Raw genomic sequence first — 24492 nt, 5'->3', positions numbered from 1 at the left:
ATACTACTATTTCCGCACTGCGTCTTTTAAGCAACGCTGAGCTGTGAATGGCGGCGGCCCGCCAGCTTGCTGGAGCAGGTTTCTGCCGTTGAGGAGCAATAAAAAACGCCGCCCAGCAAAGCCGGGCGGCGCATGAATTCGTGGAACAGCCGAATCGTCAGGCGGCTTTGCCAGAGCCGGTGAACTGGCCCTGCGGACGGTAGCGCACCAGATAGGACGGCAGCACGGAGACGAGCAATGTCGGCAGCAGGCCGATGCCCTTCAGAGTGCGTCCTTCCGCTTCCGCCTGCTGGGAAACGACGTTGTCGCTCTTCAGCAGCGTTACCTGATCGGCGGTGATTGGCGGCTTGATCAGCGGCACCAGCGAGGCGATCGAGCCGATCAGCGAAGCCAGGCCGAACGGAATGGAGACGAGCGACTTCTTCCGGTTGATGACGGCAAGCGTGGTCTCGAGACATTCGCGGAAGGACAACACTTCCGGACCGCCGAGCTCATAGGTCGTGCCGGCCTTCAGTTTTCCGTCGACGCCGCGGGCGACGGTTTCCGCGATGTCCTGCACATAGACCGGCTGGAACTTGGTCTTGCCGCCGCCGATCAGCGGCAGGAAGGGCGCGGTGCGCGACATGTCAGCGAACTTGTTGAAGAATTCATCTTCCGGACCGAACACGATCGAAGGACGCAGGATGATTGCATCCGGCTTGATCGACAGGATGGCGGCTTCGGCGCGTGCCTTGGTCCGGGCATAGGCCGAGGGCGAATTGGCATCGGCGCTGAGGGAGGAAATATGCGTCAGCGAAGCGCCGGCATTGCGGGCGGCTTCCGCAATCGCCTTGGCACCGAATTCCTGTACAGCGTCGAACGTGTTGCGGCCGCTTTCGGCGAGAATGCCGACGCAGTTGACGACATGCTGAGCGCCTTCAACGGCACGGTCGATGGAATTGCGGTAGCGCACATTGGCCTGGACGATCGAAATCTGGCCGAGATTGCCGAGCGGCTGCAGGAAACCGGCAAGATCGGGGCGGCGAACAGCGACACGGATGCGATAGCCGCGCTTGGCAAGCGCACGCACGGTGTGTCGCCCGATGAAACCTGATCCTCCGAACACGGTGACGAGCGGCGGGAGGTTGGACAGGGTCATGGCAGGCTCCTCGAAAGGCTTTGATTGGGCTTATCTGGTTTCGTCTTAGCCGATCCGCGCGCCGAGGTGAAGTGCTATCGCGCTGCATTGCAGCGGCCGCTTTTCAAGCGATTTAAACCCCTTCGACGACCACCATTTCCGCGTCTGCCACCTGCTGCCGGATTTTGGCCGCGATCTGGTATTCCGGCGAATTATAGCAATCGACGGCGTGCTGCAGCGACGGAAACTCGATCACAACGTTGCGGCCGCGCGCTTGTCCCTCAAGTGGGGTAAACGCTCCGCCACGGGCCAGGAAATTCGCGCCGTATTTCTCGAAGGCGGGCTTCGCGGCGGCGACGTAGTCCTTGTAGCGCTCGGGGTCGCGGACATCCACGCGCGCGATCCAATATCCCTTTGCCATATCGACCTCCCTGATTGTTGTGGTGGTTTAAAGTGCAGCGTCCATTTCGGCGAGAATGGCGCGGGCGGCCTCTTTCGGATCGGCCGCCTTGACGATCGGCCTTGCGACGACGAGATGGCTCGAGCCGGCCTTGATGGCAGCGGCCGGCGTCATCACGCGCTTCTGGTCGCCCTTGTCGCTGCCTGCCGGGCGGATGCCGGGGGTCACCAGCGCCATATCAGGCCCGATGATCTTGCGGACGGCGGCGGACTCTTCGGCCGAGCAGACGATGCCGCCCATGCCGGCCAGATGCGCCTGTTCGGCCCGGCGCAGCACCAGCGTATGCGGGTCATATTCATAACCGGCGGCGATGAGATCGCCTTCGTCCATCGAGGTCAGCACGGTGACGCCAAGCAGGCAGAGATCGGAACCCTTGGCGGCTTCGACTGCCGCCTTCATGGCTTTCGGGTAGGCGTGCAGCGTCAGCATCGACATGCCCATCTTGACGATGTTCTCCACGCCGGAGGCGACCGTATTGTCGATGTCGAGCAGCTTCATATCGAGGAAGATCTTCTTGCCGCTAGCGGCAAGGTCGCGCGCGAATTCCAGGCCGCCGGCAAAGGCGAGCTGATAGCCGATCTTGTAATAGAGAATATCGTCGCCGAGGGCGCCGACCACTTTTTCGGCCTCCTGAAGGTTTGGAACATCCAGTCCAACGATCAAGCGGTCGCGTGCGGTCATATCAAGCCCATCCCATCCAATCTTCCATGGGTGTCCAGTCGCATGAGACGGCGCGCTTCGCAAGATCGAAACAGAAAAGATTGCCGCCCCCTGGCGGTTGATCCCCCTGCCGCGCGATCGGCTTTCTCTCCAGATGACATTTCAGCAGCGTGCCGACGCCGCCATGGCCGACGAAGGCGATCGGCGCGTTCGGATCGTGCCGCGCAAGAACGGCCTCGACATTGGAGACGATTCTCACCTGCGCATCGATGGCGCGCTCCCAGCCCTTGAAGCTCTCATGCGGGTTGGCGAAGAACCAGTCCGCTGCTTTCTCGAACTCCGGCGGCGCTAGAAAACCTGTGGCACTGCGGTCATTTTCATGCATGGCCTCGATGACCTCGATCGGCGCACCACTTGCCGTCGCCAGTGCCTCGGCCGTCTCGATCGCCTTGCGTTCGCCGCTGGAGACGATGAGGCTCAGCTTACCCGCCCAAGGCCGGCTCGCCGCCAGCCGCGCCCGCTCGGCGCCAATGTCGGATAAGCCCCATTGCGGCACCGGCACATTCAGGTCGATGCGCACCTGCGGATGCGTAATATAAAGAGCGTACATGGATCTCTCAGCGATTGCCTCAGCCGCGGCTATAGACCCATAGCTGGGCCGGCGGAATATTGCGGACGATGAAGTCGTAGTGGCGGATATGATAGCGATCCGGCTTGGCGATGATCGGCGAGACCGGGCCGTAGGAGATCTGCACCACCGGCCGGCCGGCCGGCATGCGGTCCAGCAGGCTTTCCAGCAACGCAACGCGCGCCTTCATTGGGAAATTGAGGAGGGGAATGCCCGAGACGACGGAATCAAAGGTCTGGCCGCGCAGTACGCCGAGCGTCCTATCGAGATCGAAGGCGTCGCCATTGATGAAATTGACGCCGGGATAACGGCGGACAAGATGATTGTAGAAGTCCGTGGAATATTCGATGGCGACGAGATTTTGGGGCTCTACGCCGCGTTCGAGGATCGCCTTGGTGATCGCCCCGGTTCCCGGCCCAAGCTCCAGCACGGGCAGGCCCGATTGTGGGTTGATGACACTAGCCATCTTGCGGGCCGTAATCGACGATGTCGGAACGATCGAACCAACCGTCTTCGGCCCTTGCATCATACCCTTGAAGAAACGGATCTCCTCGTCGAACTTCTTGCCTAGCCGTTCCTTGAGACGCAGCGCCATGCTCTCCCCCCATCAGATGTTACCGTCGCGACTTACATATTGCTTCTCTAGGATCTTGCAACGGAATGACGCAATAACAAGAGAAAATGTCGCAATCGACAAAGGACCAAATAAAAGCGCCCTCGCGTAGATTAAACGCATGAAGGGCGCTTTAGTTTCGCTACACCCGCATCGGCATCAGCACATAAAGCGCGTCGTCGCCGGCCGTGTCGCGGATGAGCGTCGGCGAGCCGGCGTCGGCCAGCAGGAATATGGCTGCATCGCCGGAAAGCTGCGCGGTAATGTCGAGCAGGTATTTGGCGTTGAAACCGATTTCCATCGGGTCCATCTCGTAACCGACGGCGACTTCTTCCGTCGCGCTTCCCGAATCCGGATTGTTGACGGTCAGCAGCAGCTGGCCATCAGACAGGGCTAGCTTCACGGCCCGCCCGCGCTCCGAAGAGATCGTCGACACGCGGTCGACGGCCTGGGCGAAGGTCTGGCAATCGACCCGCATTTCCTTGTCATTGTTGGCCGGAATAACGCGCTGATAGTCCGGGAAGGTGCCGTCGATCAGCTTCGAGGTCATGACGATGGAGCCGATGGTCAGGCGGATCTTCGCGTCGGAGACTTCGACGGTCACGATCGCATCCGGCGTGTCCACGAGCTTCTGCAGTTCACCCACCGTCTTGCGCGGGATGATGATCCCGGGCATGCCTTCGGAGCCAGAGGGAGCACTGACATCGGCGCGTGCCAAGCGATGGCCGTCCGTGGCGACAGCCCTGAGCTTCAGGTCGCCGCCGCTTTCGATCGTGTGGAAGAAGATGCCGTTGAGATAGTAGCGCGTCTCCTCCGTGGAGATCGCAAACTGCGTGCGGTCGATCAGCATCTTCAGATCCGAAGCCTTCAGCTTGAAGGAATGGCTGAAGCTGCCGGCAGTGAGATCCGGGAAATCGGATTCCGGCAGGCATTGCAGCGAGAACTTCGAGCGCCCGGAGGCAACCGTCATCGAGCTGCCGTCGGTGTTGGTGGCGAGAAGCACTTCCGAGCCGTCGGGAAGCTTGCGCACGATATCGTAGAGCAGATGCGCGGGAACCGTTGTGGCGCCGGCCTGTTCGACATTCGCGGGCGTTGCCTCAGTGATTTCGAGATCGAGGTCTGTCGCCTTCATGTCGAGGTTCGTGCCGTCGGCCTTGAGCAGCACATTGGACAGGATCGGGATCGTGTTGCGACGCTCGACCACGCGATGCACGTGGTTCAGCGACTTCAGGAGGTTCGACCGCTCAATTGTAATACGCATGGATGCTACCGCTTTCGACCGTGACTAGCCGGGCGGCCCGAGGCGCCCGAGCGACATGTTTTCGGACAAGGCCCGAAAGATTGGACAGGCAACTTGGCAGACTTCTCCATCTGAATGCAAGAGGCATAGACGTTTTGCCTAGCGCCAATTCGCCATTTCGACGACAATGCTCCACAGGAATTGCACCGCTCTTGCCGTCTGTGCGTACCTCGCCCATAAAGGCTGCTTATCCCAAGTGAATTCAGGACCGGCATGAGCGAAGATCAATCAGGCAGCGGAGCGCGCAGTTTCCGCCTGCACAACAATCAGATCCCGGCCCGCCCTCTCGAACCGGCGCTCTATCTGGTCGCCACGCCGATTGGCAATCTCGGCGACATCACGCTGCGGGCGCTGGAGACGCTGGCCGGTGCCGACGTGCTGGCTTGCGAGGATACGCGCGTGACGCGCGTCCTGCTCGATCGCTACGGCATCCAGAACAAGCCCTACGCCTACCACGAGCACAATGCCGACGAGGCCGGGCCGCGGCTTCTGCAGGCTTTGGAGGCCGGCCGATCTGTTGCGCTGGTCTCCGATGCCGGCACGCCGCTTGTCTCCGATCCCGGCTATCGGCTTGCGGTGCAGGCGATCGAAGCGGGATACAAGGTCGTGCCCATTCCCGGCGCCTCCGCACCGCTGGCGGCTCTGGTCGGCTCCGGCCTGCCGAACGATGCCTTCTTCTTCGCCGGTTTCCTGCCTGCCAAGGAAAAGGGCCGCCGCGACCGTCTGGCCGAACTGGCAGCGGTGCCGGCGACCCTCATCTTCTTTGAATCGCCGCATCGCATTGCCGCCACGCTTGCCGCCGCCGCCGATGTGCTTGGCGGTGAGCGCGCGGGCGCCGTCTGCCGCGAGCTGACGAAAACCTTCGAGGAATTCCGGCGCGGCACATTGTCCGAACTCGCGTCATTCTATGACGCGGTCGACAATGTGAAGGGCGAGATCGTCTGGCTTGTGGGACCGCCAGCGGAAAGCGTTGCCGCGGAGGCCGATGTCGATGCCATCCTCGCCGATCTCTCCGGGACGATGCCGACAGCCAAGGCCGCGACCGAGGCTGCGCGCCTTACTGGCCTGCCGCGAAAGGAGCTGTACCAGCGCCTGCTCGACATGAAGGAGCGCCATGGCTGATACGAAGCCCGGGTCCGGCGAGAAGCTGAAGCGGCAAAAGGCCTGGCGTCGCGGCCATGTGGCCGAATATCTCGCGGCCGCCTTCCTGATGCTCAAGGGCTATCGCATCCTGGCCGTCCGCCACCGCACCAAGCTCGGCGAAATCGATATCGTCGCCCGCAAGGGCGATCTCGCAGTCTTCGTGGAGGTCAAATCGAGGCGAGGGGCGCAGGAGGCGATCGACGCCGTTTCCTTCTCGTCGCAAAATCGCATCCGTGCCGCGAGCGATCTCTGGCTTGCCCGACAGCCGGATTTTGCCCGCCTGTCGCAACGCTATGACATCGTCGCCATGCTGCCCGGCCGCTGGCCGCAGCATTTTCCGGATGCGTTTTGAACACGGCGTTACAGGACCGTCATAAAATCAGCCTATTGCCGGACCGATAAGCGTTCGCGACTTCCGCCGCGCTCACAATGCTATTTCGACAGGCTTCAATATGATCCGCAACACCGTTTCCGCATTCACCGTTCCCTCGCAGGAAGAGCGCAAGAGCTTTATTTCACTCGAAAAAGCCGCGGTCGTTCACGCCGAGAAGCTTGCATCGCTCGCCTGCCTGAATACGGTGCGCATCGGAGGAGCGGATGCCAAGATCGAGGTTCTCTCCTTCCCCTTTACCGTCGCAGCCTGGAATCTCGAGCGCTGCCTCTTTCCCGAGGAAAGCGCGGCCAAGCTGCGGGAAACCAGCGCGCCGCTCGTCCTATTGTCGGAGATGGATTATGGCATGGCCCGCACCGAGCAGCGCGACCCGACGGTCATTATAGCTGGCGAACTCGGCATGAATTACGCCTACGGTGTCGAGTTCCTCGAACTCAGTCTCGGTTCGGAAATCGAACGCTCCTACTGCAAGGACGATTTCAATGAGAAGGGCTTTCACGGCAACGCCCTGATGGCCTCCATCGCCCTAAAGGATGCCTTCATGATCCGTCTGCCCGGCGAGGCCGTCTGGTTCAATGACAGCAACGAGCAGCCGCGCATTGGCGATCGTTGCGCTGTCGGCGCCATTGTTGAGACAGAAGCTGGTCCCATGATCGCCGTTTCCGTTCATCTCGAAAGTGTCGCAACCGCTGCCTATCGCGAGCGGCAGTTGGCGGCCTTGATCGATGAAGTCGAGGCCTTCGCACCCGGTCTGCCGATCCTGATCGGCGGCGATCTCAACACCGGCAACCACACCGGGGGCGATTTCTCCACCGATACGCTGTTCACCATGTCCGAGGGCCGAGGCTTCGAGTGCCATGGCGGCCCGCTCGATCAAACGAGCACGCGCCCGAGCCTGATCACGCGCTTTCCCGATCGCGCCATGAAACTCGACTGGTTCATCACCCGCGGCTTGAAGGTCCGCGAAAGCCACCTTGTTTCCTCCCTGAACGGAGAAGGCAAGCCGCTCTCCGACCACGACATGGTCGTCTGTACAATCGAGGGTTTTTCCACCTGATCGCTGCAATCGTTAAAATGCGCTCGGTTTCATGAACTTTCCCCTTACCCGTTCCATGCGATGAGATCGCAGACGCACATGGAATTTTGGGGGATTGCATGGTCTTGAAACTGATGTTGGCGAGCATGGCGGCCTTTGCCACCCGCGCCGCGCCGGTCGTGCTCGCGATGCCGCAGTCGAAGAGCTTCGTGGCGGGCGCCAGCAACGAAATGGAAATGAAGCCGTCGCCGATCGAACCCTCCTGGGTTTTGTCGGGTAATCCGGTCGCCCGTATCGCCGAGCACTCGCGGGGGCAGGACGATGCCGCAATGACGGCGCTGTGGGATTGCACCGCGGGCGAGTTCCGCTGGTATTTCGGCTGGGACGAAACGGTGATGATCCTTGAGGGCGAGGTGCATATCACCACGGAAGATGGCGTCGAGCGGACGCTCAGCGCCGGCGATGTCGCTTATTTTGCCGGCGGCACCTGGGCGACATGGCGCATCGATCGCTACCTGCGCAAGGTTGCCTTTCTGCGCAAGCCGTTCCCGAAGCCTCTGACCATGGCTTATCGCCTGCGCAACTTCGTCCGCCAGGGCGGCGCACAAGGCCTTGCTGCCTAAGCGGGCCACTTGAGGGAAGCCATTGAATAGCCGTTGCGTTTGCATGCAGGCCGACCTACATCTGTCCGCAAATCCGAACGAGGGCTGACTATGGCTGGTATCAAGAATGTTGCGGTCCAGATGGACCATGTGAAGAGCATCAACATTGCGGGTGACTCCACCTTCGCCATGAGCCTCGAGGCGCAGAACCGGGGCTACAAGCTCTTCCACTATACGCCGGAGCGGCTGAGCATGCGCGACGGCAAGATCTATGCCTCGGTCGAGCCGATGATCCTGCGCGACGTCAAGGGCGATCATTTCGAGCTCGGCGAGCCGGAGCGCGTCGATCTTTCCACCATGGACGTGGTGCTGCTGCGCCAGGATCCGCCATTCGACATGGCTTATATCACCTCGACGCATCTGCTCGAGCGCATCCATCCGAAAACGCTCGTGGTCAACGATCCGGCCTGGGTGCGCAACTCGCCGGAAAAAATCTTCGTCACCGAATTTGCCGATCTCATGCCGAAGACGCTCATCACCCGCGATCCGGCTGAAATCCGCCGTTTCCGCGATGAAATGGGCGATATCATCCTGAAGCCGCTCTACGGCAATGGCGGCGCCGGCGTCTTCCACTCGACGCGTGACGACCGCAATCTCTCGTCGCTGCTGGAAATGTTCGGCCAGCTCTTCCGCGAGCCCTTCATTGCCCAGCAATACCTGCCTGACGTGCGCAAGGGCGACAAGCGCATCATCCTCGTCGATGGCGAGGCTGTGGGCGCGATCAACCGCGTGCCGGCAGAGCATGACGCCCGCTCCAACATGCATGTCGGCGGCCGCGCCGAAGCCACCGAGCTAACAGCGCGCGAACAGGAAATCTGCAAGCGCATTGGACCGGCACTTAAGGAACGCGGCTTCCTGCTCGTCGGCATCGACGTCATTGGCGACTACATGACCGAGATCAACGTGACGTCGCCGACCGGCATCCGCGAAGTCAAGCGCTTCGGTGGCGCCGATATCGCCAGCCTGCTCTGGGACGCGATCGAGGCCAAGCGAGCCTGATCGGCAGTTCCCCGCCACGCTTTCGGCTGAACGATCTAGTCACCCCGCATGTCGTTGATTTCGATATGCGGGGTGAAATTTTTGTTCGTTTATTGTTCTTGTTTCATTCTTTGTCTTATGCCAGATTGCAACCCGAAGTTTGCTGATCGGGGCACGTAACGGCAAACGGGTTCGGCGACAGGGGATAGGGAATGGTAGCGCGCGTCAGTACGGTGGCATTTCAGGGCATTGAGGGCGTACCCGTCGAAGTGCAAGTGATGATCGCGCCGGGCAAGGTGCTGATGCATATCGTCGGTCTGCCGGACAAGGCTGTCGCGGAGAGCCGTGAGAGGGTTCAGGCAGCACTACACGCCTCTGGCCTTGCCTTGCCGCCGAAGAAAGTCACTGTCAATCTTGCACCGGCGGACCTGCCCAAAGAGGGCAGTCATTTCGATCTTGCCATCGCGCTTGGTCTGATGGCGGCGCTCGGCGCGATCCCAGCCGATGCCCTGTCCTCCTACACCGTCATCGGCGAACTCAATCTCGACGGCACGATCGCGCCCGTTGCCGGCGCTCTTCCCGCCGCGATCGCCGCCAATGCCATGGGCAAGGGGCTGATCTGCCCGGCCGAAAGCGGCCCGGAAGCGGCCTGGGCCGGCAAGGAGATCGATATTCTGGCGCCGCGCAGCCTGATTGCGCTCGCCAACCACTTTCGCGGCACGCAGGTCCTGTCACGGCCGGAACCGTCAGTCCGCGCCAATGCCGCCAACCTACCCGATCTTGCCGATATCAAGGGGCAGGAAAGCGCCAAGCGCGCTCTGGAAGTTGCGGCCGCCGGTGGCCATAATTTGTTGTTCGTCGGACCGCCCGGCTCCGGCAAATCCATGCTCGCCTCGCGCCTGCCGTCGATCCTGCCGCCCTTGTCGACGAATGAACTGCTGGAAGTGTCGATGATCCATTCGATCGCCGGCCAGCTTTCCGGCGGCAAGCTCTCGGACCGGCGGCCCTATCGCGCACCGCATCATTCCGCCACCATGGCGGCGCTCGTCGGTGGCGGCCTGCGCGCCAGGCCGGGCGAAGTCTCACTCGCCCATCACGGCATTCTGTTCCTCGATGAGCTGCCGGAGTTTTCGCCGCAGGCACTCGATGCGCTGCGCCAGCCACTGGAAACCGGCGAGTGCGTCATTGCCAGAGCAAACCACCGTGTCTCCTATCCGGCCGGCATCCAGCTTGTCGCGGCGATGAACCCCTGCCGCTGTGGCATGGCCGGCGAGCCGGGGCACACTTGCGCCCGAGGACCGCGTTGCGCTTCCGATTATCAGGGCCGCATTTCCGGCCCCTTGCTCGATCGTATCGACATCCGCATCGACGTGCCGGCGGTCTCCGCCGCCGACCTCATCCGGCCGACATCAGCGGAAAGCAGCGCCGATGTCGCACTCCGCGTTGCACGCGCCCGCGAGCGGCAGCGGGAACGCTTCGAAAGGGCTGGCATGAAGGATGTCAGCACCAATGCCCGCTGCTCGACGGCGATGATCGAAACCATCGCCGAGCCGGATGCCGCCGGCCTGCAATTGCTGCGCGATGCGGCCGAGAAGATGAAATTCTCGGCCCGCGGCTATCATCGCATTCTCAAGGTGGCGCGCACTCTCGCCGATCTCGACGACAAGCCGACCGTCGGGCGCATCCATCTCGCCGAAGCCATCTCCTATCGCATCGCCGGAGAGCGGCTGACCGCGCATGCCTGACAATACGGGACTCTACAGCATCTGATCGTCTCCAGCCGGCCTAAATGAAAAAAGGGGTGCCGAAACACCCCTTTTTCCAAATCAAGATGGCGAATGGCTTTGTCAGCCACCGAGACCCTCGAACAGTGCCGTCGAGAGATAGCGCTCGGCGAAGGACGGGATGACGACGACGATAGTCTTGCCTTCGTTTTCAGGACGCTGGCCGATCTTGATGGCGGCCGTGAGCGCCGCGCCGGAGGAAATGCCGACCGGCACGCCTTCGAGCTTGGCGACGAGCCGCGCCTGCTGGAATGCCTCGTCATTGCTGACGGTCACCACCTCGTCATAGACATGCGTATCGAGAACTTTTGGTGCGAAACCGGCGCCGATGCCCTGGATCTTGTGGGGTCCGGGATTGCCGCCGGACAGAACTGGCGAATCCGCCGGCTCGACGGCGATGACCTTGATGTCGGGCTTGCGTGCTTTCAGCACCTGGCCGACGCCGGTGATCGTGCCGCCGGTGCCGATACCGGAAACGAAGATATCGACCTTGCCTTCGGTGTCGTTCCAGATTTCTTCGGCCGTCGTCTTGCGATGGATTTCCGGATTGGCCGGATTTTCGAACTGCTGCGGGATGATTGCATCCGGCAGCGACGCGGCCAGCTCTTCGGCTTTGGCGATAGCGCCCTTCATGCCCTTCGGTCCCTCGGTTAGCACCAGCTCGGCGCCAAGCAGCGCCAGCATCTTGCGGCGCTCGATCGACATGGTTTCCGGCATGGTGAGGATCAGCCTATAGCCCTTGGCGGCAGCGGCAAAGGCGAGCGCAATGCCCGTGTTGCCCGAGGTCGGCTCGATCAGCACGGACCGGCCGGGAGCGATCTTGCCCTGGGCTTCCAGGCTCTCGATCATAGCGACGCCGATACGGTCCTTCACCGAAGCGATTGGATTGAAGAATTCGAGCTTTGCCAGGATGTTGGCCTTGACGCCCTTCTCCTTCGCCAGCTTGTCGAGGCGCACGATCGGCGTGTCGCCGATGGTCTCGGTGATCGAGGCATAGACGCGGCCGCGGCCGGGTTTGCGGGTGTCGGACATGGGTAGCTCTCCCTATATTGGAATTATACAATGACAATAGGATCAAACGCCCGCGGAAACCAGAGTGCGCAGCCGTTCCTCGCGGGAAGCACGTGAGAAAAGAATCTCATAACGGCCTTACTTGAGGATGTTTTTTTCAGGCGGTGCGCATGGCGATGAAGGCAGCGGTCGCGGCGAGGATGCTGGCGGCGACCCGGTTCAGGATCTGCAGCGCCCTCGGCTTCTTGAGAAAGGTGCGCGCTCGCGACGCCAGCAGCATATAGGGCACCAGAACGATCAGAAGGACGATGAAGGTCGCCGCCACCAGCGTCGCATATTCACGCAGCCCGATGCTGCCGATATCGATCAGGGTCGGCACCAGCGCAACATAGAAAAGCATGGTCTTGGGGTTGCCGAGCGTGACAAGCAGGCCGGAGAGGAAGGACATGCCGGCGCTGTTCGATTTCTTCGCGGCGATATCGGCCGCAAGCAGGCCCGCCGTCCAGAGCTTCCAGGCGATATAGCCGAGATAAAGCGCACCGGCGATCTTGATGACGATGAAGACCTCGGTGAAAGTCTGCGCGACAAAGGCAAGCCCGAGGATGACGGCCGTCAGGTAGATGGTGTCGCCGAGCACGAGGCCGAGGCCCATGAAGAAGGTCTCGCGAAAGCCGGAGCCGAGGGCGCGCGCCACGATTGCCGTGATACCAGGACCCGGGATTGCAGCGGCGATGAAGAGGGCGCCGCAATAGGCAAACAAGGCCGCGAGCGTCATGGAATTCTCCTCCTGAGATGGTATTCGCTCTATCTCACCACCTTTGCGTTTTCAAGCGATTGCGCCGGTGCAGCGAACATATTACCAAGGCATTAATGGCGCGTCGCAACTGCTTTGCACAAGGATATCATGTCTTCCGCATTGCTCCTGATCGATCTTCAGAACTCCATCCTGACGGGCCTCGGCACGCCGGATCGTCAGCCCGTGATAGATGCCGCACTGGAGGGGGTTGTCACTAGGCTGGCGGCGCTGAAGCACAAGGCGCGTGCCGCCGGCATTCCCACCTTCATCGTCCAGCATGACGGCGGCCCCACCCATCGTTTGGCCAAACGCAGCGAAGGCTGGCAGTTGCGCCGGGAGATCGCGCCGGAAGCCGGCGATGCCGTCGTGCACAAGACGAGCTGTGATTCCTTCTTCGAGACGGATCTGGAGGCAAAGCTGCGAGCGCGTGGCGTCACTCATCTCATCGTCGGTGGTTGCATGACGCAGTTCTGCGTCGATACGACCGTGCGGCGCGCCGTCTCACTCGGTTTCGATGTCTCGCTGATCTCCGACGGACACACCACGGCGGATATGGGCAAACTGAGCTTCGAAGAGATTGTCACCCATCACAATATGCTGCTTGACGGTTTCGATGCCGGCCCGCATGAAATCAAGCTGGTTGCATCCACCGAAATCTCCTTCTGAAGCCCTTCCTGCCGGAGCCTCCATGCCGCATCTGACCAGCATGATCACCTTTGCCCTGATCGCTCTCGGCATGGTGCTGACACCCGGGCCGAACATGATCTATCTGGTGTCGCGCTCGATCTCGCAGGGACCTGCGGCAGGCCTGATCTCCCTTGGCGGTGTCGCCTGCGGCTTCCTCTTTTACATGCTCTCGGCCGCACTCGGCATTACCGCTTTCGTCTTTGCCGTGCCTTTTGCCTATGATGCGCTGAGGCTGGCGGGTGCCGCCTATCTTGGATGGCTCGCCTGGAATGCGCTGAAACCCGGTGGCCGTTCGGCCTTTCAGGTGCGCGAGCTGCCGAAGGATAGCGCGCGCCGGCTCTTCACGATGGGGCTGGTGACCAGCCTGCTCAATCCGAAAGTGGCGATCCTTTATTTGTCGCTGCTGCCGCAGTTCGTCGATCCTAGCGCCGGCAGCGTCTTCACCCAGTCGATCATTCTCGGCTTTGCACAGATCATCATCAGCGTGACATTCAATGCTATCTTCGCGCTGAGTGCCGGCTGGATCGCGATGTTCCTCACCCGCCGTCCGTCCTTCGCGCTGGTGCAGCGCTGGCTCATGGGCACTGTGCTTGCCGGGCTCGCTGTGCGCATGGCTTTTGAGGCTCAGCGCTAATGCGAGTTGTGACAACAGCAGTCACCGCCGGTCTTCTGATGTTAGCAACCTTCGCGCCGCCTACCTCGGCAGCGGAGAAGGACGTGCAGACGATCGTCTTCATGCGCCATGGCGAAAAGCCGGAAGCAGGTCTCGGCCAACTGAGCTGCCAAGGTCTCAACCGGTCTTTGGCTCTGCCCTCGGTGCTAAGCAAGCTCTTCGGCAAGCCTGCTGCGATCTTTGCGCCGGATCCGTCGAAGCGAAAGGACGATTCTGGCACTTCCTACGATTACATCCGGCCGCTCGCGACTATCGAACCGACGGCAATTGCCTTTGGAATGCCTGTCGATACCAGCTTCGGCTATAAGGATATCGATGATCTGAAAGCCGAGCTGAAGAAGCCTGCCTATGCCGGCAAGCTGATCTTCGTCGCCTGGGAGCATAAGCAGATCGTCGATCTCGCCCGCCAGCTGATGAGCGAGAATGGTGGCGATGAAAAAGCGGTGCCGAAATGGCATGGCAAGGATTTCGACAGCCTCTATGTGCTGCGGATCGGCGGAGGCAAGGCGGGATCGGCGGCAACATTCGAAAAGATGGCGGAAGACCTCGACGGTCTCTCCGAAGTCTGTCCGAATCCGGCTAAGTAAACCTAGAACACCGGCCGCATGAAGCTGCGTTCGTAGCTGAGGATGCAGCGCGTTTCCTCGCCATAGGCAAGAGCTGCCTGGCACTCCGCATCCTCGGGTATTTTCAGCCGATATTCCTCATAGGCGGCAAGGCTCGGGAAGCTGAAGAGCGCCAAGGCGATGTTGCTGGCGCCTTCATGCGGCATGAAATAGCCGTGATGCGTGCCGCCCATACGGTTGACCAGCGGAATCCAGAGCTTGGCGTAATGCTCGAACTGGGCAAGCTTGTAAGGGTCGATGACGTAGCGCAGATAGCAGGTGATCATTCGGCGGCTCCCTTGGAAACATGGTGGTTTCTATTCCAGCGCAGGGGGATCGTCCATCCCAGATTCATGCCGGCAGCAGCCGCGAGAATGATGACCGCGCCAAGGATTTGAGCGATGCCAAGCACATGGCCGAAGGCGAAACGGTCGACCACGATGGCGGCGATTGGATAGACGAAGGAGAGCGCCCCCGTCAGATGCGTCGGCAGCTTCTGAATGGCGCCATAGAGCAGCACATACATCAACCCGGTATGGACCACGCCCATGGTGACGAGGATCGACCATCCCCCGGCATCCTGGGGTGCGGCCGAGAAATCGGTAAAGGGCGCCAACATGAGGATGCCAGTAGAGACCTGAATGAGCGCGATCAGGTGTGGCGGCGTGCCTTTCAGCCATTTGGCGGCGATCGCCGCCAGCGCATAGAAGAAGGCCGCACCCAGCGAAAGCAGGATGCCGATCGCATAGCTTCCACCACTCGCTGCCCCCGCCGGCTTGCCTTCGACGATCACGGCCATGCCGGCAAAGGCGAGGCCTAACCAGAAGAGCTTGGTGAAAGTGATCCGCTCGCCGAGGAACAGAGCGCCGAGCCCCAACAGCATGAAGGGCTGTGTGTTGTAGACTGTCGTGGCGATGGAAATGGAGGCGTGGGAATAGGCCGCGAAAAGCAGCAGCCAGTTGAGCACGATGGCGATCCCGCCACCGACGGCGATGGAGAATGTCTTCAGATTGAGGATGCCGGGACGCAGCAGGCCCATGGTCCCGCAGATAACGAGCAGTGTCAGCGCCCCGAAGAAGCAGCGCCAGAAGACGACGCCAGTCACGGCTTGCCCGGACATCAGCACGAACCAGCCGATGGTGCCTGAAATCAGCATCGCCGCCGTCATTTCCACCGTGCCGCGCTTAATCTCGCTCATTGCCTTTGCTCCCGTCTATCTACGCCAATCATATTGCGGTATCGGAGCCGGTGATATAGGTTTAGTAAGGCAATAGAGCTCATATGCCTAAATAAATGAGGGTGAATGATGGGTGTTCCTAATGAAAGCCTGGGTCTGGATGAGATCGATCAGCGGATGCTGGAGTCGCTGGCGCGCAATGCCCGCATATCGCTGAAGGAACTGGCGGAAGCGGCCGGCCTGTCGTCGCCGAGTGCGGGGGAACGTCTGCGGCGCTTGGAGGAGCGCGGCATCATCTCGGCCTTCACCGTCGATATCGCGCCGGAGGCGATCGGCTATCCCCTGCAGGCGATCGTCCGCATTCGGCCTCTGCCTGGCCAGCTGCATGTCGTCGAGCGGATCATTCAGGAGACGCCCGAATTCATCGAATGCGACAAGGTCACCGGCGATGATTGCTTCATCGGGCGCCTGGTGGTGCGGTCGATGAGCGAGCTCGATGGGATATTGGACAAGATCACCGAGCGGGCCGAGACGAACACATCGATGATAAAGGCGACTCCGGTCAAGCGCCGGCTGCCGCCGCTTTCGCGCTAGAGCAATCCTTGGGAAAGTGGGCAGCAGTTTTCCGTTGGGAATTGCGGAATCCAACAAGCTGGAGCCGCTTAACGGCTCTAGAATTCCGCCATGGGCGAAAGCATGAGCGGCCCGGCAATATCATGGGCCGCTTTACCGCGTGCCATTAGCGTCGTGTAACCCTCGTAGGGCTGCAGCGATACCTGGCAATCCAGCCGATCCGGTGAAAAGCAGATCTCGATGCGATCGGGTTCGATATCAAGTGCGGACAGGATGGCCGCCAGCGAGGGGATGGCCGTTGCCACGACATCAAAAAGCCAGAGAGTCGCGCCGTCGAACGTCCATGCGATGAGTACTTCATCCCCGAGTGCCGTCAGGCGGATCGCGGCGTTGAAGGAGGCATTCAGCAGAAACATCTCCGTCTGTCTGACAATGGCAAATTGGGCAGAGACCGGCTGCCGGTTTTGCAGCAGCGTCTTGATCAGGCGCAGATCATCGGGCGCTTCGAGCGACAGTTGCCGGGCAGCCGAGTCGGCTTTTCCAAGCTTCGGCATCTCCGCGACGAAGACATGTTGCGGTAGAGAGCGAAAGCCGTAACGCTCATAAAGCGCAGGCTTGTCAGTGAGCAGGAGATCGAGCTCGTAGCCCTCCGCCTGGGTGCGAGCAAAGGCACGCTGCATGAGATCGCGATAGAGCCCGCGCCCACGCCATTCCGGCCGCACCGCGCCGGACTGATATCCCGCTGCCCTGACGGCACGGCCGTTGACGATCAGCGGCATGGAGAAGGCGGTGAAATTGGCGATGCAACGGCCATCGGCATCGAAATAGCCAAACGGCATGCTTGTGGGATCGGGGCCGCCCAATTGATCCTGAATGCTGACGTCGATGGAGAACGTATCTTCAAGCAGGTCGACAAGACCCTTCCACGCAGCTGGATCGCCGAAATAGTCCTTTCGTAAGGTCAGGCCATGCGTCTGGGCAATCTCCGACATCACACGCCGGTCGAGCCGAAACCGCCTGCGCCGCGCGTGGTTTCGCTGATCTCCGCAATCTCGGCGATACGCACCTGCATGACTGGCGCTATAACCATCTGCGCGATGCGCATGCCGCGGGTGATCTCGAACGGCTCCTCGCTAAGGTTGGCCAGTAGCACCTTCACTTCGCCGCGATAGTCGCTGTCAACCGTGCCGGGCGAGTTCAGGCAGGTAATCCCATGCTTGAAGGCAAGCCCTGAACGCGGGCGGATCTGCGCCTCGAAGCCTTCAGGAACTTCGAAGACAAAACCCGTTGGAACGAGAACCCGATTCCACGGTGCGATCGTCAGCGTCGCACCATCGTCGATGGCAGCGCGCAGGTCCATACCGGCCGCGCCCTTGGTTTCGTAGGCGGGTAGTTCCAGGCCCTCCCCATGCGGCAGGCGGACGAGGTTCAGGGTCGGAGTGATGTCGGTGTGAATGGTCATACGGCAATAGTTTGCGTTCGAAAGCCGGAGGTCAATTGCATTTGGGGCTTTGAGTCGCTAGATACGGCCGCAATTCACAGGATTCACACGCATGGCTGAAAGTCTCGCCGAGGCGGTTTCCCGCCGCCGCACATTCGCTATTATCGCTCACCCGGACGCGGGCAAGACGACACTCACCGAAAAACTGCTGCTGTTCGGCGGTGCCATTCAGCTCGCCGGCGAAGTCAAGGCGAAGAAGGATCGCATGCAGACGCGCTCCGACTGGATGAAGATCGAGCGCGAGCGCGGTATCTCGGTCGTGACATCAGTCATGACCTTCGAATATGAAGGCAACGTCTTCAACATTCTCGATACGCCCGGTCACGAAGACTTCGCCGACGACACCTATCGTACGCTGACGGCCGTCGACGCCGCGGTCATGGTCATCGACGCCGCCAAGGGTATCGAGCCGCGAACGCTGAAGCTGTTCGAAGTCTGCCGCATGCGCGACATCCCGATCATCACCTTCATCAACAAGATGGACCGCGAAAGCCGCGATCCCTTCGAAATTCTCGATGAAGTCGAAGAGAAGCTGGCGCTGGATACGGCTCCGGTCACGTGGCCGATCGGTCGCTCCAAGACTTTCTGCGGCTCCTACCATCTGGCTGACAATACGGTGCGCGGTTCCGATACCGAGGTCGAGGCGACGAAGGTGAACGGCCCACAGGCGGTCGCCGACCGGCTGCCGGAAAACGAGCGCCAGGCCTTTATCGACGAGACGGAACTCGCGATCGAAGCCTGCCGTCCCTTCGATCGGGTCTCCTTCCTCGAAGGCCACATGACACCCGTCTTCTTCGGCTCGGCGCTGCGCAATTTCGGCGTGCGCGATCTCATCAATGCGCTCGGTGCATTCGCACCGCCGCCGCGCGATCAGGTCGCCGATATCAGGACGGTGCACGCCACCGACGACAAGATGACGGCCTTTGTCTTCAAGATCCAGGCCAACATGGACCCGAACCATCGTGACCGTATCGCCTTTGCCCGCATCTGCTCCGGCAAGCTGGAACGCGGCATGAAGGCGCGGCTGTCGCGCACCGGCAAGCAGCTCGGTCTCACCGCGCCGCAATTCTTCTTCGCCTCGCAGCGCCAGCTCGCCGATACCGCTTATGCCGGCGATGTCGTCGGCATTCCGAACCACGGAACGCTGCGCATCGGCGATACGCTGACGGAAGGCGAATCGCTCGTCTTCCAGGGCGTGCCGAACTTCTCGCCGGAAATCCTGCGCCGTGTTCGTCTTGAAGATGCGATGAAGGCAAAGAAGCTCAAGGAAGCCTTGCAGCAGATGGCCGAAGAAGGCGTCGTGCAGCTCTTCTCGCCCGAAGATGGCTCACCCGCCATCGTCGGCGTCGTCGGCGCCTTGCAGCTCGATGTGCTGAAGGAGCGCCTGATGGCCGAATACGGCCTGCCGGTGTCGTTCGAAATGTCGCGCTTTTCGGTCTGCCGCTGGATCTCGGCCGACCAGTCCGCCGATCTCGAAAAGTTCGTCACCGCCCGTCGCGGCGACATCGCCCGCGATCTCGATGGCGATCCGGTCTTCCTCGCCCAGGACGGCTTCTCGCTGCGCTATGAAGCGGAACGTTATCCGGCCATCAAGATGGCCGCCATCAAGGAATATCACGCCGTTAAGGCGGCTTGATATCGAAGACGTTGCAGCCGCAGGCGACGAGCCTGTGGCTCACGGCGCTATTGTACTCATCAGCTCCGCGTAGCGCGCCTCGGTGGCCTCATCCAGCGGAAACATGCATTCGACCCGCAGCTCCTGCGTCGTGATCATCTGCGCGGTGCCGACCGTCGTCACCAAAGAGAAAAATCTCAGGACATGCCTGTCCTTCACGAAGGACAAAGGGATCAGCGGCGCATTCTCGAGCGCCGGCGATGTCTGCCATTCGGAATTCACATCGGGGTAGGCGAGCAGATTATCGATCAGCTCCTTTGTCCGTCCGTCGATGACACGGCCAACGGACTCGCGGAAGACGCGCCCCAAAAGGCTTTCTGCCGTCTTCTCCCAATCCGCAATAAAGGGCCGCATGCCCAAGGGGTCGAACATGAGATGCAGGAGATTGCGCGGCTTTGGACGTGCAGCCATATCGGTGAACTGGCCGAAGAAGCGAAGCGTTGCATCATTAGTCATCAGCACATTCCAGTAGCGGTCCATGACAACAGCCGGAAAAGACTCGTGCTGGCGAAGCATGCGTTTCAGCGCATTGGTAATGCCCTGCATCTCCTGATCATCGAAGCTTCCTTCGGAATAGATCGGCGCATATCCGGCGGCGAGCAGCAGCGTGTTGCGCTCGCGGAAGGGCACGTCCAAGGCATCGGCGAGTCGCAACACATTCTGGCGGCCGGGCGTGCTCCTGCCGCTTTCGATGAAGCTGATCTGGCGCTGGGAAATGCCGGTGTCGAGCGAAAGGTCGAGCTGGCTCTTGCCACGCGTGTCGCGCCATGCACGTAGCTGCGGTCCCAACTCGTTTGGCAATCTCAGTTCTGCGGGGAAAGAACTCATCCTGCAAAGCCTCGCTTCGTCCGTTTGGTATGGCGGGGCTGTATTCGACATCCCCGCCAGCCTCAGTTCTTATGAGAAGGCAACAGGTCCGACCGAACCGTACCAGTGGCGCACTTTCGTCGGATCTGCCTCATCCATGTAAAAGAAGTGCGTCATGACCGGCTTGACCACCGCCTGCGTGCGATCATTCGGGCTCATTGTGACGGTTCCTCGGAACACCTTGAGCGATCCGGCATCCCAATATTCGGTGACATCATGCAATGCCGCGAAACCGGTGTCGATGAAGGCGCGCAAGTTCCGGCGAATGGTTTCGCGTCCCTTCCAGTCGGCAATGCCGAGATTGCATGTGGCGTCTTCCGCGAGACAATCAAAGCCTTCGCCGAAGGTCTTGTCGTCGATTTCGCGCCAGAAGGCGAGCAGCCATTGCGGGGCTTCCGTCTTGGTGAATGACATGGTCGTCATGGAATTCTCCTAAGCCTGCCTTTGGAATGATGTCGTGGCCATTGACGTCATCCCGGAAGGCTTTCTTTCGTTGAAGGGCTGAAAAGCTCTTCCTGCAAGAAGATGGTCGTTAGATACCCCGAGACGGATGCCGCTCTCAATTACATGCGATGTAATGAAAGCATGGTCCATGAGCTCTTAGGTCGAGGTAATTGGTTCGGATGCGTTTCATTTTGGAATAGTGCCATCGCGATGTTCCATCCGATATAGCGCTATGCCATAGTGCCGCCCCGAGGTCCCCTCGATCAGAACGAGCAGCTTTCATGATGAAATTTCTTGCGGTTCTTGCTCTGGCCGTTGTCGGCCTGATGCCGGTCGCAGCCGAGGCGCGAATCATCACCGATGCGGCCGGACGCACGGTGTCTGTGCCGGATAAGATCAACCGCATTCTGGTGGCCGGCCCGCCGGCAACCGCGCTGGTCTATGTGCTGGCGCCCGAAAAACTGGTAGGTTGGGTTCATGCCCCTGATGATGCCGCCAAGGCCTATCTGATGCCGTCGGTGCGGTCGCTGCCGACAATCGGGCGCCTGACGGGCAAGGACGGCACGGTCAGCGCACAGGCAGTCATCGATGCCAAGCCGGACATCATTCTCGATGCCGGCACGGTCGACCCGACCTACAAGGCGCTCGCCGACAAGGTGCAATCGGAAACGCACATTCCGTATATCCTTGTGGATGGCAGCTTCGCCCGCACGGCCGATACGCTTCGCGACGTCGGCGCACTGATCGGTGTCGAGGACCGTGCGAACAAGCTTGCCGACTATGCCGATTCAGCAATCAAGGATCTGAACGACAAGCTCGCGACGCTGCCGAACGATCCACGACCACGCGTCTATTATGGCCGTGGTGCCGATGGCCTCGAAACCGGGCTTTCCGGCTCGATCAATCTCGAGATCCTCGATGCCGTTGGCACGATGAATGTCGCCGCCGCTGCCGGCAAGGGTGGCCTCGCCAAGGTAACGCCGCAGCAGGTCGCCGGCTGGAACCCGGATATCATCATCGCCGAGAGCTCTGCCTTTGCCGCTTCGGTGAAAAGCGACCCGCAATGGGCCGGCATCAAGGCCGTCAAGGACGGCAAGATCTTCGTACCGCCGTCTCTGCCTTTCGGCTGGTTCGATTCCCCGCCCGGCGTCAATCGGCTGCTCGGCGTGCGCTGGATGGAGAAGTTACTCTATCCGAAGCTCTTCCGCAGCGATTTTTCCGACGATGTGAAGGAATTCTACAAGCTGTTCTACCAGGTCGATCTGACCGACGATCAGCTGACGGCATTGCTGAAGGGCATGAAGTAACCACTCTGATAAGGAAGGCGTTCATGGTCCGGGAGAACGAAATTCGCGAAAACGAGGTGGCTGTCGAGCCGCCCGCAGCCTCGGATGCCGGCCTTATCTTCATCGGGCGCATTTCGACACCCTGGACATCGCGCATGGAAACGCCGCGTCAGGGTCGGCACGACGGCCCGATCTGCCGGATCGAGATCTTCGAGCCCTGGGTGGCAGCGCTGAAGGGCGTGGATGTTTTCGAGCGGCTGGAGGTTCTCTATTGGCTGGATCGGTCTCGCCGGGATCTCGTGCTGCAGAGCCCGGCCAGCAACGGCAAGGTACACGGCACTTTTTCGCTGCGCTCGCCAGTACGGCCGAACCCCATCGGCACCTCTATCGTCAAATTGGAAGCGGTCGAAGGTGCCGTGCTGCTGGTGCGTGGCCTCGATTGCCTGGATGGTACGCCGCTACTCGATCTGAAGCCGGATCGCACTCTGTTCAAACCGATCGCGCCGCCACAGCCCGGAGATTTCCAGACCGGCGACGGCGAGACGGTGCATTACTGCCAGAAGCGCGATGCTTAATTGTTTCACGCAATTCCTGACGGAAAACCGCTGCGCACTTATCCTGCAATTGCTTTAGTCGACTGCAACCATCACGTCAGACGCCTTGATCACGGCATAGGCTGAGGAGCCTACCGTCAGGCTCAACTCGTCGACAGCCTCGTTGGTGATCGAGGAGGTGACGATCGAGCCGTTGCCGATATCGATGCTGACATGCGCCGTCGTCGCGCCCTTGGTGATTTCGACGACCTTGCCCTTGAGGCGGTTTCTAGCACTGATTTTCATGGATGTTTCTCCCTTGTGACCGGCGCGACAATATCGTCGTCTCCGGCGACGGGCCATCGAAATCCTATTCGCCGCGCGGATAGCGCTGGTTTTCCTCCAGCACGTTGAGGTCCATATGGTTGCGCATGTAGCGCTCCGAAGCCTTTTGCAGCGGCTGATAATCCCAGGGGTAGTAGGCGCCGTTGCGAAGCGCCGTGTAGACCACCCATCGTCGCGCTTGGCTCTCGCGCACGGCAGCGTCGAAGCTTGAAAGATCCCAGCGCGCCATGGCCTGCGCCGTCAGTCTCTCCAGCGTTTCCGTATAGGCCGGGTCGCCTGCCAGATTGGTCAGCTCCTTCGGGTCGGCGTCGATGTCGAAGAGCATCGGAGGATCCTTCTCGCAAAGGGTCAGCTTGTAATTGCCGTCGCGTAAGGCCACCAGCGGTGCTTCCGAGCCTTCCGCGGCATATTCCATCGGCACGGGACTGCGGCCTCCGGTTCCAAGAGCCAGCGAGGTCAGATCCTCACCATCGGTCCAGCGACGCAACGATGCGATGTCGATGCCGGCAAGGGCGGCGAGCGTCGGCGTCACGTCCAGCGTCGACGCCGGCTGGTCGATCCTCTTCGGCTGCCAGCCGCGGGCTGCGATCATCAGCGGCACGCGGGCGGAACCTTCGAAGAAGTTCATCTTGAACCACAGGCCGCGCTCGCCGAGCATGTCGCCATGGTCGGAGACGAAGAGAATAATCGTGTTGTCGGCCATACGGCCGCGCTCGAGCGTGTCCAGGATCTCGCCGATCTTCTCATCGACATAGGAGATATTGGCGAAATAGCCGCGGCGTGCCCGGCGGATCTGCTCCGGCGTGATGTCGAAGGCGGTGTGATCGCAGGCCTTCATCAGCCGCTGCGAATGCGGGTCCTGTTGCTCGAATGGAATTTCGCCGACTTCGGGATCGAGCGCCGGGCAATCTTCATAGAGATCCCAGAAGCGGCGGCGCGCGACATAGGGGTCGTGCGGATGCGTGAAGCTGACCGTCAGGCACCAGGGTCTTTCGTCTTGGCGGCGAGAGAGGTCGTAGAGCTTGCGGGTCGCGTGATAAGCAACCTCGTCGTCATATTCCATCTGGTTGGTGATCTCGGCGACACCTGCCCCGGTGACCGAGCCGAGATTGTGATACCACCAGTCAATGCGCTCGCCGGGCTTCGTATAGTCAGGCGTCCAGCCGAAATCGGCGGGGTAGATGTCTGTCGTCAGCCGCTCCTCGAAACCGTGCATCTGATCCGGACCGACGAAATGCATCTTGCCAGAGAGTGCTGTCTGGTAGCCGGCGGCGCGCAGATGGTGGGCGAACGTCGGAATGTCCGAGCAGAATTCGGCGGCATTGTCATAGACGCGCGTACGGCTCGGCAGTTGACCGGACATGAAGGAGGCGCGTGCCGGCGCGCAGAGCGGGCTTGCCGTATAGCTATTGGCAAAGCGAACGGAGCGCTTCGCCAGGGCCTTCAGGACCGGCGCATGCAGGAACTCGGCCGGGCCGTCGGGGAAGAACGTCCCGTTGAACTGATCGACCATGAGGATAAGGATGTTTGGGCGGGACATGCAGATG

29 protein-coding genes are annotated in these 24492 nt (G+C 60.8%); 13 read left to right on the top strand and 16 right to left on the bottom strand.

Going from position 1 to position 24492, the window contains the following annotated elements; all coding sequences use genetic code 11:
* Window positions 1-157: 157 nt before the first annotated feature.
* The 6 genes from GDN47_RS16770 to dnaN all read right to left on the bottom strand — a co-directional run bounded on the left by GDN47_RS16770 (window position 158) and on the right by dnaN (window position 4739).
* Window positions 158-1138 (bottom strand): complex I NDUFA9 subunit family protein, encoded by a 981-nt coding sequence (locus GDN47_RS16770; protein ID WP_152093817.1) that lies wholly within the window; start codon window positions 1136-1138, stop codon window positions 158-160.
* Between the two features lie 112 nt (window positions 1139-1250).
* Window positions 1251-1538 (bottom strand): DUF1330 domain-containing protein, encoded by a 288-nt coding sequence (locus tag GDN47_RS16765; RefSeq protein WP_015338538.1) that lies wholly within the window; start codon window positions 1536-1538, stop codon window positions 1251-1253.
* A 27-nt stretch (window positions 1539-1565) separates the two neighbouring features.
* On the bottom strand, window positions 1566-2258 hold the full coding sequence (gene pyrF, locus GDN47_RS16760) for an orotidine-5'-phosphate decarboxylase (RefSeq protein ID WP_095433732.1): 693 nt from the start codon (window positions 2256-2258) through the stop codon (window positions 1566-1568).
* Between the two features lies 1 nt (window position 2259).
* Entirely contained in the window at window positions 2260-2847 is a 588-nt protein-coding gene (locus GDN47_RS16755) for a histidine phosphatase family protein (RefSeq protein ID WP_152093816.1), read from the bottom strand.
* 19 nt (window positions 2848-2866) lie between these two features.
* The gene (gene pmtA, locus GDN47_RS16750; RefSeq protein WP_152093815.1) at window positions 2867-3460 is read right to left on the bottom strand and encodes a phospholipid N-methyltransferase PmtA; all 594 of its coding nucleotides are present in this window, start codon (window positions 3458-3460) and stop codon (window positions 2867-2869) included.
* 160 nt (window positions 3461-3620) lie between these two features.
* A complete protein-coding gene (gene dnaN / locus GDN47_RS16745) occupies window positions 3621-4739 on the bottom strand; it encodes a DNA polymerase III subunit beta (RefSeq protein WP_113329920.1) in 1119 nt (372 codons plus the stop codon).
* Between the two features lie 252 nt (window positions 4740-4991).
* Between dnaN and rsmI the strand changes: the two genes are divergently transcribed.
* The 6 genes from rsmI (at window position 4992) to GDN47_RS16715 (ending at window position 10733) form a co-directional block, all read left to right on the top strand.
* On the top strand, window positions 4992-5900 hold the full coding sequence (gene rsmI / locus GDN47_RS16740) for a 16S rRNA (cytidine(1402)-2'-O)-methyltransferase (RefSeq protein ID WP_152093814.1): 909 nt from the start codon (window positions 4992-4994) through the stop codon (window positions 5898-5900).
* Window positions 5893-6273 carry a YraN family protein gene (locus GDN47_RS16735; protein ID WP_113329922.1) on the top strand — a complete coding sequence of 127 codons (381 nt, stop codon included), beginning with the start codon at window positions 5893-5895 and terminating at the stop codon, window positions 6271-6273. The genes rsmI and GDN47_RS16735 overlap by 8 nt, the downstream gene beginning before the upstream one ends.
* A gap of 100 nt (window positions 6274-6373) precedes the next feature.
* A complete protein-coding gene (locus GDN47_RS16730; protein WP_152093813.1) occupies window positions 6374-7369 on the top strand; it encodes an exonuclease/endonuclease/phosphatase family protein in 996 nt (331 codons plus the stop codon).
* A gap of 98 nt (window positions 7370-7467) precedes the next feature.
* A complete protein-coding gene (locus GDN47_RS16725; RefSeq protein ID WP_113329924.1) occupies window positions 7468-7971 on the top strand; it encodes a cupin domain-containing protein in 504 nt (167 codons plus the stop codon).
* A gap of 90 nt (window positions 7972-8061) precedes the next feature.
* Window positions 8062-9009, top strand: a complete 948-nt coding sequence (gene gshB, locus GDN47_RS16720) for a glutathione synthase (RefSeq protein WP_152093812.1) — start codon at window positions 8062-8064, stop codon at window positions 9007-9009.
* A 191-nt stretch (window positions 9010-9200) separates the two neighbouring features.
* A complete protein-coding gene (locus tag GDN47_RS16715; protein ID WP_113329926.1) occupies window positions 9201-10733 on the top strand; it encodes a YifB family Mg chelatase-like AAA ATPase in 1533 nt (510 codons plus the stop codon).
* A gap of 102 nt (window positions 10734-10835) precedes the next feature.
* Here GDN47_RS16715 and cysK read toward each other — a convergent pair whose 3' ends face one another.
* Window positions 10836-11804 (bottom strand): cysteine synthase A, encoded by a 969-nt coding sequence (cysK, locus tag GDN47_RS16710; RefSeq protein ID WP_145322177.1) that lies wholly within the window; start codon window positions 11802-11804, stop codon window positions 10836-10838.
* A 136-nt stretch (window positions 11805-11940) separates the two neighbouring features.
* Window positions 11941-12558, bottom strand: a complete 618-nt coding sequence (locus tag GDN47_RS16705) for a LysE family translocator (protein ID WP_152093811.1) — start codon at window positions 12556-12558, stop codon at window positions 11941-11943.
* Between the two features lie 129 nt (window positions 12559-12687).
* Here GDN47_RS16705 and GDN47_RS16700 point away from each other — a divergent pair, with 129 nt between their 5' ends.
* The 3 genes from GDN47_RS16700 to GDN47_RS16690 are packed head-to-tail and all read left to right on the top strand — an operon-like array spanning window position 12688 to window position 14526.
* Window positions 12688-13245 (top strand): cysteine hydrolase family protein, encoded by a 558-nt coding sequence (locus GDN47_RS16700; RefSeq protein WP_145322182.1) that lies wholly within the window; start codon window positions 12688-12690, stop codon window positions 13243-13245.
* Between the two features lie 22 nt (window positions 13246-13267).
* On the top strand, window positions 13268-13900 hold the full coding sequence (locus GDN47_RS16695; protein WP_113329929.1) for a LysE family translocator: 633 nt from the start codon (window positions 13268-13270) through the stop codon (window positions 13898-13900).
* Window positions 13900-14526, top strand: coding sequence for a hypothetical protein (locus tag GDN47_RS16690; RefSeq protein WP_152093810.1), 627 nt, complete (start codon window positions 13900-13902; stop codon window positions 14524-14526). Before GDN47_RS16695 ends, GDN47_RS16690 begins: the two co-directional genes overlap by 1 nt.
* 2 nt (window positions 14527-14528) lie before the next feature.
* On the opposite strand, the gene GDN47_RS16685 is transcribed toward GDN47_RS16690, so the two are convergent.
* Window positions 14529-14831 (bottom strand): NIPSNAP family protein, encoded by a 303-nt coding sequence (locus tag GDN47_RS16685; RefSeq protein WP_113329931.1) that lies wholly within the window; start codon window positions 14829-14831, stop codon window positions 14529-14531.
* Window positions 14828-15742 (bottom strand): DMT family transporter, encoded by a 915-nt coding sequence (locus tag GDN47_RS16680; protein ID WP_152093809.1) that lies wholly within the window; start codon window positions 15740-15742, stop codon window positions 14828-14830. The genes GDN47_RS16685 and GDN47_RS16680 overlap by 4 nt, the downstream gene beginning before the upstream one ends.
* 108 nt (window positions 15743-15850) lie before the next feature.
* Here GDN47_RS16680 and GDN47_RS16675 point away from each other — a divergent pair, with 108 nt between their 5' ends.
* Complete coding sequence (locus tag GDN47_RS16675) at window positions 15851-16315, top strand: Lrp/AsnC family transcriptional regulator (RefSeq protein WP_152093885.1); 465 nt, start codon at window positions 15851-15853, stop codon at window positions 16313-16315.
* Between the two features lie 77 nt (window positions 16316-16392).
* Here GDN47_RS16675 and GDN47_RS16670 read toward each other — a convergent pair whose 3' ends face one another.
* Together GDN47_RS16670 and dut are read right to left on the bottom strand one after the other, a co-directional pair.
* Window positions 16393-17286, bottom strand: a complete 894-nt coding sequence (locus GDN47_RS16670; RefSeq protein WP_152093808.1) for a GNAT family N-acetyltransferase — start codon at window positions 17284-17286, stop codon at window positions 16393-16395.
* Window positions 17286-17756, bottom strand: a complete 471-nt coding sequence (dut, locus tag GDN47_RS16665; RefSeq protein WP_152093807.1) for a dUTP diphosphatase — start codon at window positions 17754-17756, stop codon at window positions 17286-17288. Before dut ends, GDN47_RS16670 begins: the two co-directional genes overlap by 1 nt.
* Window positions 17757-17847: 91 nt before the next feature.
* On the opposite strand from dut, the gene GDN47_RS16660 reads away from it, so the two are divergent.
* Window positions 17848-19431: a peptide chain release factor 3 gene (locus GDN47_RS16660; RefSeq protein ID WP_113329936.1), complete on the top strand. Its 1584-nt coding sequence runs from the start codon at window positions 17848-17850 to the stop codon at window positions 19429-19431.
* Window positions 19432-19470: 39 nt separating this feature from the next.
* On the opposite strand, the gene GDN47_RS16655 is transcribed toward GDN47_RS16660, so the two are convergent.
* Both GDN47_RS16655 and GDN47_RS16650 read right to left on the bottom strand, forming a co-directional pair.
* Window positions 19471-20298 carry a helix-turn-helix domain-containing protein gene (locus GDN47_RS16655; protein WP_152093806.1) on the bottom strand — a complete coding sequence of 276 codons (828 nt, stop codon included), beginning with the start codon at window positions 20296-20298 and terminating at the stop codon, window positions 19471-19473.
* A 69-nt stretch (window positions 20299-20367) separates the two neighbouring features.
* Window positions 20368-20760 (bottom strand): nuclear transport factor 2 family protein, encoded by a 393-nt coding sequence (locus GDN47_RS16650; RefSeq protein WP_152093805.1) that lies wholly within the window; start codon window positions 20758-20760, stop codon window positions 20368-20370.
* Window positions 20761-21062: 302 nt separating this feature from the next.
* On the opposite strand from GDN47_RS16650, the gene GDN47_RS16645 reads away from it, so the two are divergent.
* Window positions 21063-22088, top strand: coding sequence for an iron ABC transporter substrate-binding protein (locus GDN47_RS16645; RefSeq protein WP_152093804.1), 1026 nt, complete (start codon window positions 21063-21065; stop codon window positions 22086-22088).
* 23 nt (window positions 22089-22111) lie between these two features.
* Entirely contained in the window at window positions 22112-22642 is a 531-nt protein-coding gene (gene tsaA / locus GDN47_RS16640; protein ID WP_152093803.1) for a tRNA (N6-threonylcarbamoyladenosine(37)-N6)-methyltransferase TrmO, read from the top strand.
* A gap of 54 nt (window positions 22643-22696) precedes the next feature.
* Here the strand turns inward: tsaA and GDN47_RS16635 are convergent, their stop codons facing one another.
* Entirely contained in the window at window positions 22697-22906 is a 210-nt protein-coding gene (locus GDN47_RS16635) for a TOBE domain-containing protein (protein WP_152093802.1), read from the bottom strand.
* A 64-nt stretch (window positions 22907-22970) separates the two neighbouring features.
* Window positions 22971-24485 (bottom strand): choline-sulfatase, encoded by a 1515-nt coding sequence (betC, locus tag GDN47_RS16630; RefSeq protein WP_152093801.1) that lies wholly within the window; start codon window positions 24483-24485, stop codon window positions 22971-22973.
* Window positions 24486-24492: the final 7 nt, after the last annotated feature.

The organism is Martinezella dioscoreae (assembly GCF_009176305.1).
In the GTDB taxonomy this organism is placed as follows: Bacteria; Pseudomonadota; Alphaproteobacteria; order Rhizobiales; family Rhizobiaceae; genus Rhizobium; species Rhizobium dioscoreae.
The sequence above is the reverse complement of the archived record's forward strand: the minus strand, read 5'-3'. Positions and strand labels throughout refer to the sequence as shown.